At 61.1% G+C, this 11,593-nt stretch carries 12 protein-coding genes; 7 read left to right on the top strand and 5 right to left on the bottom strand.

What is annotated here, in order from left to right:
• The first annotated feature begins 12 nt into the window (after nt 1-12).
• From rsmG to ACUJ46_RS12310, 3 genes are read left to right on the top strand one after another with little or no spacing between them, the layout of a single operon-like run.
• Nucleotides 13-573 carry a 16S rRNA (guanine(527)-N(7))-methyltransferase RsmG gene (rsmG, locus tag ACUJ46_RS12300; RefSeq protein ID WP_445390788.1) on the top strand — a complete coding sequence of 187 codons (561 nt, stop codon included), beginning with the start codon at nt 13-15 and terminating at the stop codon, nt 571-573.
• Nucleotides 573-1,340: a ParA family protein gene (locus tag ACUJ46_RS12305; RefSeq protein WP_445390807.1), complete on the top strand. Its 768-nt coding sequence runs from the start codon at nt 573-575 to the stop codon at nt 1,338-1,340. The genes rsmG and ACUJ46_RS12305 overlap by 1 nt, the downstream gene beginning before the upstream one ends.
• Before the next feature lie 34 nt (nt 1,341-1,374).
• Nucleotides 1,375-2,244, top strand: coding sequence for a ParB/RepB/Spo0J family partition protein (locus tag ACUJ46_RS12310; protein ID WP_445390789.1), 870 nt, complete (start codon nt 1,375-1,377; stop codon nt 2,242-2,244).
• 33 nt (nt 2,245-2,277) lie between these two features.
• On the opposite strand, the gene ACUJ46_RS12315 is transcribed toward ACUJ46_RS12310, so the two are convergent.
• The 4 genes from ACUJ46_RS12315 to ACUJ46_RS12330 all read right to left on the bottom strand — a co-directional run bounded on the left by ACUJ46_RS12315 (nt 2,278) and on the right by ACUJ46_RS12330 (nt 6,600).
• Nucleotides 2,278-2,832: a hypothetical protein gene (locus ACUJ46_RS12315; RefSeq protein WP_445390790.1), complete on the bottom strand. Its 555-nt coding sequence runs from the start codon at nt 2,830-2,832 to the stop codon at nt 2,278-2,280.
• Nucleotides 2,833-2,994: 162 nt separating this feature from the next.
• A complete protein-coding gene (locus ACUJ46_RS12320; protein ID WP_445390791.1) occupies nt 2,995-4,230 on the bottom strand; it encodes a dipeptidase in 1,236 nt (411 codons plus the stop codon).
• 66 nt (nt 4,231-4,296) lie between these two features.
• Nucleotides 4,297-5,697 (bottom strand): M20/M25/M40 family metallo-hydrolase, encoded by a 1,401-nt coding sequence (locus ACUJ46_RS12325; RefSeq protein WP_445390792.1) that lies wholly within the window; start codon nt 5,695-5,697, stop codon nt 4,297-4,299.
• 90 nt (nt 5,698-5,787) lie between these two features.
• Complete coding sequence (locus ACUJ46_RS12330; RefSeq protein WP_445390793.1) at nt 5,788-6,600, bottom strand: pyruvate, water dikinase regulatory protein; 813 nt, start codon at nt 6,598-6,600, stop codon at nt 5,788-5,790.
• A gap of 381 nt (nt 6,601-6,981) precedes the next feature.
• Between ACUJ46_RS12330 and hemE the strand changes: the two genes are divergently transcribed.
• The 3 genes from hemE to rho all read left to right on the top strand — a co-directional run bounded on the left by hemE (nt 6,982) and on the right by rho (nt 10,194).
• Nucleotides 6,982-8,013, top strand: coding sequence for a uroporphyrinogen decarboxylase (hemE, locus tag ACUJ46_RS12335; RefSeq protein WP_445390794.1), 1,032 nt, complete (start codon nt 6,982-6,984; stop codon nt 8,011-8,013).
• A 203-nt stretch (nt 8,014-8,216) separates the two neighbouring features.
• On the top strand, nt 8,217-8,669 hold the full coding sequence (locus ACUJ46_RS12340; protein WP_445390795.1) for a CopD family protein: 453 nt from the start codon (nt 8,217-8,219) through the stop codon (nt 8,667-8,669).
• Between the two features lie 268 nt (nt 8,670-8,937).
• A complete protein-coding gene (gene rho / locus ACUJ46_RS12345) occupies nt 8,938-10,194 on the top strand; it encodes a transcription termination factor Rho (protein WP_445390796.1) in 1,257 nt (418 codons plus the stop codon).
• A gap of 221 nt (nt 10,195-10,415) precedes the next feature.
• On the opposite strand, the gene ACUJ46_RS12350 is transcribed toward rho, so the two are convergent.
• Nucleotides 10,416-10,748 (bottom strand): response regulator transcription factor, encoded by a 333-nt coding sequence (locus ACUJ46_RS12350; protein WP_445390797.1) that lies wholly within the window; start codon nt 10,746-10,748, stop codon nt 10,416-10,418.
• Between the two features lie 209 nt (nt 10,749-10,957).
• On the opposite strand from ACUJ46_RS12350, the gene ACUJ46_RS12355 reads away from it, so the two are divergent.
• The gene (locus tag ACUJ46_RS12355) at nt 10,958-11,458 is read left to right on the top strand and encodes an HIRAN domain-containing protein (protein WP_445390798.1); all 501 of its coding nucleotides are present in this window, start codon (nt 10,958-10,960) and stop codon (nt 11,456-11,458) included.
• The last annotated feature ends 135 nt before the right edge of the window (nt 11,459-11,593 follow it).

Consider the following 11,593-nt stretch of genomic DNA (forward strand, 5'->3'; position numbering starts at 1 on the left):
CCACGTGGAACAATGGATCGTCTCCATGTCTATGAACGCCTCATCCGTGAGTGGCAGCAGCGCATGAATCTGGTCGGACCTGCCACGCTCGACGATATCTGGGGGCGCCATTTTGCCGATTCCGCCCAACTTTCGGCGCTCGTCCCAAAAGCTCGCCTGTGGATGGATATCGGAGCAGGGGGCGGATTTCCCGGCATGGTTCTCGCTGCCATGAATTGGGGGCGGTTCCTTCTCGTCGATTCAATCGCCAAGAAATGCCGCTTTCTCGAAGCTGTGCGCGATGAACTAAGCTTGCGGGAGTGCGTAACAGTGATCAACGGCCGCGTCGAAACGCTTCCGACACTCGGGGTCGAAGTGGTGACGGCCCGCGCTGCGGCTCCACTTGCAAATCTGTTTGACTGGGGAATCCGGCATGTTCGGCCAGGCGGCATTCATATCTACCCAAAGGGCAGGCGCTGGTCCGAAGAAGTCGAGGACGCACGCAAACAGTTCAGCTTCGAGCTGGAAACCCACCCGAGCATGACCGATGCGGAAGCGCGGATCCTCGTGGCAACCCAAGTGAAGAGGCGATGATGCGGACAATAGCTGTGGCGAACCAGAAAGGCGGCGTGGGCAAGACAACAACCGCCGTAAATCTTGCCACGGCGCTGGCAGCAGTGGGCCAGCGTGTCGTCCTCATCGATTTCGACGCGCAGGGGAATGCTTCGACCGGGCTGGGCATCGGCCGCGACAAGCGCACTCCGTCGAGCTATGAAATCCTTCATGAGCCGGCGCTGGCAGCAAGCGCTGCGCAGGAAACAATGATTCCCGGACTAAGGATCATTCCGGCAACAGATGCGCTGGCCGGTGCCGAAGTAGAGCTGGTGGGCGAACTGAACCCCACCGGCCGGCTGAAGGCCGCCATCCAGAAACTGCCGCCAACAGACTATGTCTTCATCGATTGCCCGCCATCGCTGAGCCTGCTGACTCTCAATGCTCTGGTGGCCGCCGATGGCGTGCTGATTCCGCTGCAGACCGAATTCTACGCCATGGAGGGTCTTTCGCAGCTTCTGAAGACCGTGGAGCAGGTACGGGCCAGACAGAACCCCCGGCTCGATATCGAGGGCGTTGTCCTCACCATGCATGACAAGCGGAACCGCCTCTCTGACCTGGTCGCCTCGGATGTGAGGGCCGCCCTTGGAACACGCGTGTTTGAAACGATGATCCCCCGCAACGTGCGGTTGTCCGAGGCGCCGAGCCATGGTGTGCCAGCCCTGGTCTATGATGTGCGTTGCCCGGGCTCTGAAGCCTATATGGCGCTCGCGCGTGAGATGATGACAACGGCCGCCAAGGCCGCGTGACAGCAGGCGCGATAACAGGAAAGCGAAGAACAATATGGCAGGACCGAAAAAGGCACTGGGGCGGGGGCTTTCCGCCCTGCTTGAAGAAATGGGGCCGGGCCCGTCTTCAGCCGAAACGCAACAGACAAGCATGCTGCCTGTTGCACTCATCCAGCCGTGCGCAAACCAGCCGCGCCGCCAGTTCGAAGAAATGGCAATGTCGGAATTGGCCGATTCCATCCGGGTGAAGGGCGTGCTGCAACCCATCCTTGTGCGCCCACTGGACGACGGGCGCTATGAAATCGTGGCTGGTGAACGGCGCTGGCGAGCCAGCCAGATGGCGGGCCTGCATGAGATCCCGGTTGTTGTCAGGCCCTTGTCCGACATGGACAGTTTCGAAGCAGCCCTGATCGAGAATGTGCAGCGGGCTGATCTCAATCCGCTCGAGGAAGCACAGGGCTATCAACGGCTCGTCCGCGAATATGGCCATACACAGGAAATGGTGGCTGCCCTGACCGGCAAAGCCCGGAGCCATGTCGCAAACCTGATGCGCCTTCTGGACCTGCCCGAAGAAGCACAGGAGATGCTGAAGACTGGCAGTCTGAGCGTAGGCCATGCAAAAGCCATCATGGGCGCCACCGATCCACTTGCACTGGCACGCATGGTCGTCGAGCGCGGATTGACGGTGCGACAGGCGGAAGAGCTCGCCCGGAAGGACGGGGCAGGGCGTGGCAGGCAGGGTCAGCCATCAAAGGGCGGCCGTCCTCGCAACAAGGATAGCGATCTCGAGGCGCTCGAAGCCCAATTGTCCGATGCACTGGGCGTTCAGGTGCTGATCGATGCCAAGGGCAGTCACGGGACGGTTTCGATCCGCTTTTCCGATCTTGACCAGCTGGACAGCATCATAGCGCGTCTGCAGGGCTGAAGCCCGGCGGGGAAAGCTGAGTTCGTTGCATCCTCAGTGCCGCTTGGCGAGCATGCGACGATAGTGACGGAGTGTTGCGATCAGCATGATCACGCCGGCCATTTCCATGCCTTCCTCCAGCGCGATGGCGCGGGTCCATGAAAATCCTCTGGGGGCATGGTCCCAGCCACGGATATCAACGATTGCGCCAATGCTTTCCACACCGACAGCGCCCCCCAGAAACACGAGGCCTGAGAGCGCAAGCCCCGTGCGGGTCACGGCCGGAAGTCGAAGGAAGAAGGGCAGGAACATCAGCCCCACAAGTGCGGCGAAGGCTGCACCGAAGAAGGTCCAGGCGTAAATGGGAAGGCCATCGGCGAAGATCGAGAAATAACGACCTATCGCTTCGTGCAACCCCGCTGTTTCATCAAGCGACAGAAAAAGGAAAACACCTGCCATCGCTCTCCAGCCGATCCGCATCGGAATGCGGCCGGCATTCCCCCTGTCTTCCCTGCCGAGTTCAACGCCGCTGTAGGCCGCGAGGATGAACAGGAAGGAGCTGAACCAGGCAGGAATGTTGCCCTCTCCGTTGAGATCGAAAAGGCGCACGAATTCGAGTTGGGTTCTGCTTTCGGTGCCTGCAAGCTTGTGAGGATCATGCAGCCAGTACAGGAAAACGAGCAGAGTAAGAGATATAAAAAGTATTGATATTATTAATTTATCGGAAAAACGATGGGTAACGGTGGATCCGTTTGCTCCCGGGAACAAGGCTCAGTTGCCGTTCTCGCTGGAGGAGGCCTCGGCACTGCGAAGGGCGCGGAGGAAATTGCCGCCGGCCAGTTTCGCGAGATCGGCATCCGACCAGCCGCGCCTCGCCAGTTCGGCAAGAAGAGCCGGATAGGTCGCAACGGTTTCAAGACCCACGGGCAGGTCGGGTATGCCGTCATAGTCGCCACCAAGGCCGACATGATCATGACCGGCAACGCGGGCGACATGGTCGATATGATCGGCCACCATGGCAAGGGTGCTGACGGGCCGGGGGTTTGCCTTGTCCCATTCCGCCATCCGGGCTTCGCCCTGCGCGCCCTGGCCGGCGACGAGGCGCTGCGCATCCCGCCTGATCTGCCAGTCCGCGCGGGCCTGATCGATGAAGGCCGGAACGAAGGTGACCATGACCACCCCACCATTGTCCTTCATGCGGGCGAGCACATCATCAGGGACATTGCGGGGGTGGCCCGTTATCGCCTTCGCGCTGCTGTGAGAGAAGATGACAGGCACCCGCGTGATATCGAGCACCGCATGCATGACAGCCGGCGAAACATGGGAAAGATCGACGAGAACACCAAGGCGGTTCATTTCGGCGATCATCTCGGCAGCTCCCGCGGCAATACCATTGTGGCGCGGATCAGCGGTTGCACTGTCGAACAGGGCGGTGGGGCGGCTGTGCGACAGGGTCATTGATCGCACGCCTTCTGCATGCGCGCGGCGCAGCGTGGCGATATCGTCGGCGATCTGGTGGGCGCCTTCCAGCGCGATGAAGCTGGCGATGCGGCCTGACTTGAAAGCGGCTTCGGCTTCATCGGCCGTGGTGACCAGAGTGAAACTTTCCGGGTGGCGTTCCGCAAAGGAGCGGACAATGCGGATCTGCTCGAATGTCATCCGCACGGCCTCTTCGGGGGGAAGGCTGGCCGGAACATAGGCCGACCAGAGCTGGAGGCCTACCCTGCCCTGGCGCAGGAGCGGAATGCTTGTATGGCCCGGTGTCTTGCGTGTGGCCGGATCGGCGGAGAGGTCCGCTTTCAGCGCGCCTTCGAGGCCATAGGCACCACGCAGGGCGATCGGCCAGTCATTGTGCCCATCGGCAAGCGGCACGGTCGACAGGATCCGCTCGACGCGGGCTTCGACCGTTTCCGCCTTGCCATCATTGCCGGAGCGCGCGGCCCCCTCTTCGGATGTGCAGGCAGCAGCGAAAAGACAGGCAAGCGCCAGAAGGGATTTCATTGACATTACAAATAGGTTGCAGCCAAAAAATTCACCTGCGTCAAGAGAGTGTCGTGCACAGACAGCGGAAATCTATTCATCGGCATAGGCTTTCAGAAGCGCGTGGAGATAGGCGCGGCCATCCATGACGCTTTTCACGCGGATCCGTTCGTTGAGACCATGCACGCCGCCGCCATCAGCTTCGTAGAGCAGGCCGGGCACGCCATAGACGGGGATTCCGACCGCAGCCAGAAACGGCCCGTCGGTCGCGCCGGTGGACATCATCGGCAGCAGGGGAACGCCGGGGAAATGCCTTTCGGCAAGCGCGAGCGCCGGTTTCAGGATGCGGTCGTTCAGCGGTGGCTGGGTGGCCAGCGGATTGCGGTTATCGTTGGCGCTGACCTTCACCTTCGGGTTGGCGATCACGGCTTCGAGCGCGGCGCGTGTGCCTTCGATCGTTTCGCCGGGGATGATGCGGCAGTTCACATTGGCCCGCGCCCGCTGCGGCAGGGCATTCTGGGCATGGCCGGCTTCCACCTGTGTGGCGACGCAGGTGGTGCGCAGCATGGCGTTGAGCGTCGGGTCCATGGCAAGGACGGCGCTGGCATTCTCATCCCCGGGGTTCCGGGAAATGGCGGCCATGTGCGGGCGGATGGGCGCCGGGAACATGGGGGAGGCATTCAGGAAGAAGGCGCGTGTGGTGTCATTCAGCGCCACGGGGAAGCGGTGGGCTTCGACAGCCTTCAGGGCGCCGGCCAGATGGTAGATGGCGTTGTCGGGCACGGGGCGGCTGGAATGGCCGCCGGGGTTCGTCACCTCCAGCACGAAATCCTGATAATGTTTTTCGCCCACCTGCATCGACAGCAGTTCGGGCGTGCCATCGGGGCGAACGCGGCCGCCGCCGCCTTCGTTCATGGCGAATTCGGCGTCGATAAGCTCGCGTCGGTTATTGGCAAGCCATTGCGCACCATTGAAGGCGCCCGAAGTTTCCTCGCCGCAGGTCAGGGCAAGTTTTACCGTCCGCTTCAGCGGCTTTGCAGATTTCAGGCGGATCATGCTGTCAGCAAAGATGGCGGACTGCGCCTTGTCGTCCGCGACACCACGGCCGAAGAAGAAGCCGTCTTCCTCGATGAAGGCGAAGGGATCGCGGGTCCAGTCCTCGCGTTTGGCCTCGACCACGTCGATATGGCCGAGAAGAAGAATGGCCTTCAGCGAAGGATCGCGGCCCGGCAGAATGGCGACAAGCGAGCCTTCGCGGGGATGATCCGGCTCGACGAGGAGGTGGACATCCTTTTCCGGATAGCCGGCGGCCCTGAGGCGCGCGGCAATCTGGCTTGCGGCTTTGGTGCAATCGCCCGAGGATAGCGTGGTGTTGGTTTCGGCCAGTTCGCGGAAGAGCGAGCGGAAGGCCTGTTCTCCGTCATCGGCCGCCAGGGCGGGCTGGGCGAGAAGGGCGGCTGCCAGGAAGGCCGGGGCGAGTGCGCGGATTTTCATGCCGTGATGGTGGCGCGACAGACGCCCAAGAGCAAGACCGCAGCTTCGCGCTTTTTTGCTTGCCCGGCATCATGGGCCGGACAGCCATGTTCAGCTTTCGCGCATGCTCAGCATGTTGATGAGTTCGGCTGCGGTTTCCTCGATGGATTTCCGGGTCACATCGATCACCGGCCAGCCCCTGTCGGCGAACAGGCGGCGCCCGTTCGCCAGTTCCTCGGCGATGCGATCCGGGTCGGTGTAGCTGGAGGAGAAGCCGCCCATGTCCTGCCCAAGCAGGCGGGCGCGGCGCACCTGCGCCAGTCGTTCGGCGGAAACGGTGAGCCCGACGATGAGCGGGCGTTTCAGGCCCAGAACCGCTTCGGGAAGTGCAGCACCCGGCACCAGCGGCATGTTCGCCACCTTGTAGCCGCGGTTGGCGAGATAGACGGACGTCGGTGTCTTGGAGCTGCGCGATACGCCCAGAAGAACGAGATCGGCTGCTTCCCATTCCTGCGGCAGCAGGCCGTCATCATGTTCCATGGTCCAGTTGATGGCTTCGATCCGGCCGAAATAGGCTTCATCCAGCCGGTGCTGGCCACCGGGCCGGGCACGTGCTGGAATGCCGAGCATCCGTTCCAGGCCCTCGATCACCGGATCCATCACGGCGATCACCGGTAGCCCTAGGGCGGCGCAGCGTGCTTCCAGCCGCTCGCGCACCGGGCGTGCGACAAGTGTATAAAGGACAAGGCCGGGCACGCGCGCCACTTCGTCGAGCACGCGGTCGAGATGGCCTTCCGATCGCACCATCGGCCAGAAATGCTTCACGGCATCGACGGAATCAAATTGCGCAAGCCCCGCCTTCACAAGGCTTTCGAGCGTTTCACCCGTGGAATCCGACAGGAGATGAAGGTGAAGCCTGGTCATGCTGCCCATATTGCCGCCCATGCCGGCCGCTTGCCAGAGCTGTGGACAAGTCGCGGGAAAAACCTCCGGGAATCGGCTTGATGCCTGTAGCGGAACAGGAGGGCCATGGCGTCAAGCGGAATCCCGGGGCCTCGATGCCCATGCCGTGAAGCGCTTATCAGCCTGTGAATCATGGGCCAGGCTTCATCCACAGCCCGTGCATGAACGGGATTCCGCGTGATTCCCAAGGCGCTTGTGGCCGTATCAGCCTGTGGAAAGCGCTGTTGATAAGCAACAATCCCCGTTACGCACAGCACTACAATCACCATCACCTTTTTCATTTATATCTTCTATCAAAAGGAAAGTGGCGCCCGGGCAGCTTGGCCATTAGACAGGCAAACCATGACCGAACCTGTCCGATCGCCCATCCTTGAAACCCTGGCCGGCAAGGCGCTTTCACCGCCGCCTGTCTGGCTGATGCGCCAGGCCGGACGCTATCTGCCCGAATATCGTGCCCTGCGCGCCGAAAAGGGCAGCTTCCTCAACCTTGTCTATGACAGCGACGCCGCCTGCGAGATCACGCTGCAGCCGATCCGCCGCTTCGGATTCGATGCGGCAATCCTGTTTTCCGATATCCTGATCGTGCCGCATGCCATGGGCCAGGACCTGCGCTTTGCCGAAGGGGAAGGCCCGCGTCTTTCGCCACGGCTGGCGGATGCGACGCTTGAAAGCCTGACACCGGCGCGGCACCATTATCAGGCCATTTGGGATACGGTTCGCAAGGTGCGTTCGGCCCTGGCGCCCGAAAAGGCGCTGCTGGGATTTGCCGGATCGCCTTATACGGTCGCGACCTACATGGTCGCCGGCCAGGGTTCGAAGGATCAGGCCGATACCCGGATCATGGCGCATGCCGATCCGGCCCGCTTCAATGCGCTGATCGAGGCCATCACGCTGGAAACGATCGACTATCTGGCAGGCCAGGTGGAAGCGGGCGCTGATGCGCTGATGCTGTTCGACAGCTGGTCGGGCAGCCTTTCGCCTTCCGGGTTCGAGCGCCATGTGATTGCGCCGACGGCCCGGATCGTTTCCAGCCTGAGGGCGCGGTTTCCGCATACGCCCATCATCGGTTTTCCGAGGGGCGCGGGCGAAAAGGCCCCGGCCTATGCCCGCGAAACCGGGGTTTCGGCCCTTGCAATCGATGAATCCACCGATCTGGCCTGGGTTGTCGCCAACACGCCGGAAACGCTGCCATTGCAGGGCAATCTCGACCCCATGGCGCTCAAGGCCGGCGGAGAGGCGCTGACGTGCGAGCTGAGGCGGATTCTGGATATCATGGCCGGGCGGCCGCATATTCTGAACCTTGGCCATGGCATCGACCGTTTCACCCCCATTGCCCATGTGGAGCAGCTGCTGGCTACGCTTCGGGGCAGGTGAACTGGCCCGTTGCATGACGGTTTCATGACGTATAGGAGAGTCCAGGACTTCGGAAACCCCGGGGGAGGGGCAGACCCCGCGGCTCGCCCTGTGGCTTGAGCCGCGGGGTTCTGTATTTCAGGGCGGGTTTCAGCGGTCGTTCATGCCGGCCTGACTATTGCCGCATCTTGCCAAGTGCGTGCCCGGCCCGCCATTATCGCACAATGGAAAATCTCATCGGCTGGCTTGGCGCCTGGTACATGCCCGTGAAGGCCGCGCATGTGGTCATCACCTTCTTCTGGATCGCGGGCCTTTTCATCCTGCCGCGCTATCTCGTCCATCAGGCCGGCGAAGCGCCCGGCAGTGCCGAGGACGGCAAGTGGAACGAGCGCATCACCCGCCTGCGCCGCATCATCCTGACACCCAGCATCATTCTCGCCTGGGTGCTCGGCCTTGCCATTGCCACCAGCTATGGTTTTCGGGCTGCCGGCTGGATCCACGCCAAGCTCACCCTGGCGGTACTGCTTTCCGCCTATCATGGCTGGATGGTCGCCACCGCCCGCCGCATGGCGCGGGGCGAACGCCCGATCGCCGAACGCAAGCTGCGGCTGTGGAACGAAGTGCCGGCGATCTTCACCATCCTGATGGTGACACTGGCCGTTCTGAAGCCTTTCTGAGGATTTTCCGGGCGGTTTCCTGCGTTCGTCAGGGGGGAGGAGACTTCCTGGCCGGAAGGCACAGGGGCTTTCCGTCAGGTGATAAACAGGTTATTGCCTTGCCATGCTGCCGCCAATCGCGGCAAGATTGTGCAACAAGCCCGCAACAAGCCCCTTGACCGCATCCGGTCTGCGGTTCTAGCGCTGCACCAGAGGGTTCCGTCCGGAAACCCGGCTTTCCGCCTGAAGAGCGCGCCCGCGCCCGGCGTCAACTTTCCAGAAAGCGTTCATGCATCTCATCGAACTCAAGAAAAAAACCCCCGCTGAACTGGTGGCCATGGCCGAGGAACTCGGGGTCGAGCAGGCGAGCACGCTGCGCAAGCAGGACCTGCTTTTCGGCATCCTGAAAGCCAAGGCGGAATCCGGGGAGGAGATCACCGGAAGCGGCACGGTCGAGGTTCTGTCCGACGGCTTTGGCTTCCTGCGATCGGCCGATGCCAATTATCTGGCCGGCCCGGATGACATTTATGTGCCCCCCGCCATGGTGCGCCGCTGGGGCATCCGCACCGGTGACACGGTGGAAGGCGAGATCCGCGCCCCGAAGGACGGCGAGCGCTATTTCAGCCTGGTGAAGCTGAACCGCATCAACTTCGATGACCCGGAAGTGCTGCGCCACCGGGTGAACTTCGACAACCTGACGCCGCTCTACCCCGACGAGAAGCTGAAGCTCGACAATCCGGACCCGACGAACAAGGACAAGTCGTCCCGGGTGATCGACATCATCGCGCCGCAGGGCAAGGGCCAGCGGTCGCTGATCGTGGCGCCGCCGCGGGTCGGCAAGACGGTGCTGCTCCAGAACATCGCCAAGGCGATCAGCGCCAACCACCCCGAGGTCTATCTGATCGTTCTTCTGATCGACGAGCGGCCCGAGGAAGTGACGGACATGCAGCGGTCCGTCCAGGGCGAAGTGATTTCCTCCACCTTTGACGAGCCGGCGGCCCGCCACGTGCAGGTGGCCGAGATGGTGATCGAGAAGGCCAAGCGGCTTGTGGAGCACAAGCGCGACGTGGTGATCCTGCTCGATTCGATCACGCGCCTGGCGCGGGCCTACAATTCGGTCGTGCCGTCTTCGGGCAAGGTGCTTTCGGGCGGTGTCGATGCCAATGCGCTGCAGCGGCCGAAGCGCTTCTTCGGCGCGGCCCGCAACATCGAGGAGGGCGGCTCGCTCTCCATCATCGCCACGGCGCTGATTGACACGGGCAGCCGCATGGACGAGCTGATTTTCGAGGAATTCAAGGGCACCGGCAATTCCGAGATCGTGCTGGACCGCAAGGTGGCCGACAAGCGCATCTTCCCGGCGATGGATGTGGGCAAATCGGGCACGCGCAAGGAAGAACTGCTGGTTGAGAAGGCGATCCTGTCGAAGATGTGGGTGCTGCGCCGGATCCTGATGCAGATGGGCACGGTGGACGCGATGGAATTCCTGCTCGACAAAATGAAGGATTCCAAGACCAACGAGGATTTCTTCGCCAGCATGAACCAGTAGGGAATAGGCCGGGCTGCCGGTCATGCTGACCGAAACCTGGCCTGTGACCACGGTTGCCAGACAAGGTCTGCTTGAAATTCTGTTTTTGTCAGAAAGTGATTTGCCGCCCTGCTGGATGATATCAGGGTGTCATGCCAGGACTTTTTGTGGTTTGGCGGGAGCCCTGGCAGTTCTGCCAGCCATCCGGCACGGCGTTCACCGCTGTCGCGCTCTGCCGGCGGTCAAGCCTGGACGATATTGTTGCGCACGGCGTAGCGCACAAGATCTGCGGTTGTCCTGAGATTGAGCTTGTGCATCGCGCTTGCCCGGTGGGTCTCGACGGTTTTGATGCTTATGCTCAGCAGGCCAGCGATTTCCTTGTTGATCCGGCCTTCTGCAATCAGCTGAACCACTTCCCGCTCGCGATGAGTCAGGCTGCTGCAGCCGGGTTGGGGCTTGGATTCGAGATATCTGTTCAGCAGGGTCTCTGAAACCGCGCCGGAGAAGTAGGGTTTCCGGATGGACAGCGCATCGAGCGCGGCGATCAGATGTTGCTCCGTTTCTGATTTCAGCACGAAACCGCGGACCCCTGCCCGCAGGGTTTCGGAAATGACATCCTCACGATCGTGCATGGTGTAGAGAAGTATCTTGACGTGCACCCCTTAGAAGCTGTCGCGCCCGAATCGTTCTCAGATATGCGGGGTGGGGCTTGGGTGGATTCTTGGCCGCTGGCCTTCGATCTTCGCGGCAAACTGGGAACTGGAAACTCTATGACAAGTTTTAGATGAAGGTTGCATTTGAAAATGTGACAGCACAACCTGAGTGTGCAAACTTGTTGAAAGGGGAACATATGTTCGGTTTTTTGAAGACACTGTTCGGGAGGCAACAAACCCAAGCTAAGCCAATCAGAAAGCCTTCCAATCCAGACAGGACCCGACGCTTAAGAGGTGATGGTGAGTTTGACGTTAAAGTGGCAGGAACTTCAAAAAACCAAGGTTCGATCAAGCATACAGTCAAGAGCCTTGGGATTAATAACAGCAGGGATTTTTTGGTTAAATTGGCTTCTGAAACATCCAACCCCTATGACGCGAATGCGATAACGGTGAAGCACAAGGGAAACCTGTTAGGGTATATTCCTGCTGATCTAGCATCCGAAGTCCATGAAGCGCTTTCTGATGCGGGTATCTCAGGTAGTGTGTGCAAGGCCATGGCTCGGATTGTAGGGCATGGAAAAGAAACACTTGGGATAAGGCTGAACATAGCTAGACCTGCCAAAGTCGCTTGAAAACATTGCGCAGGTCCTGGTGCCTGAGCTGCGCCCCGGCGATGACTGGAGTTGGAGTTGGAGTTGACCCGCTTTGGTGGACGGGTTGCGGTTTAGGTCTGTTGGGTCAGGCCATGGCGCCTCCGTTCATATTCC

The sequence above is a fragment of the Sandaracinobacteroides sp. A072 genome (assembly GCF_052616365.1).

Bases quoted from the DNA above. Each gene is read 5' to 3' on its own strand.
- rsmG (WP_445390788.1), top strand. From the start codon at position 13: ATGGATCGTCTCCATGTCTATGAACGCCTCATCCGTGAGTGGCAGCAG.
- ACUJ46_RS12310 (WP_445390789.1), top strand. From the start codon at position 1,375: ATGGCAGGACCGAAAAAGGCACTGGGGCGGGGGCTTTCCGCCCTGCTT.
- hemE (WP_445390794.1), top strand. From the start codon at position 6,982: ATGACCGAACCTGTCCGATCGCCCATCCTTGAAACCCTGGCCGGCAAG.
- ACUJ46_RS12325 (WP_445390792.1), bottom strand. From the start codon at position 5,697: ATGAAAATCCGCGCACTCGCCCCGGCCTTCCTGGCAGCCGCCCTTCTC.
- ACUJ46_RS12355 (WP_445390798.1), top strand. From the start codon at position 10,958: ATGAAGGTTGCATTTGAAAATGTGACAGCACAACCTGAGTGTGCAAAC.
- ACUJ46_RS12305 (WP_445390807.1), top strand. From the start codon at position 573: ATGCGGACAATAGCTGTGGCGAACCAGAAAGGCGGCGTGGGCAAGACA.
- ACUJ46_RS12320 (WP_445390791.1), bottom strand. From the start codon at position 4,230: ATGTCAATGAAATCCCTTCTGGCGCTTGCCTGTCTTTTCGCTGCTGCC.
- rho (WP_445390796.1), top strand. From the start codon at position 8,938: ATGCATCTCATCGAACTCAAGAAAAAAACCCCCGCTGAACTGGTGGCC.
- ACUJ46_RS12340 (WP_445390795.1), top strand. From the start codon at position 8,217: ATGGAAAATCTCATCGGCTGGCTTGGCGCCTGGTACATGCCCGTGAAG.
- ACUJ46_RS12330 (WP_445390793.1), bottom strand. From the start codon at position 6,600: ATGACCAGGCTTCACCTTCATCTCCTGTCGGATTCCACGGGTGAAACG.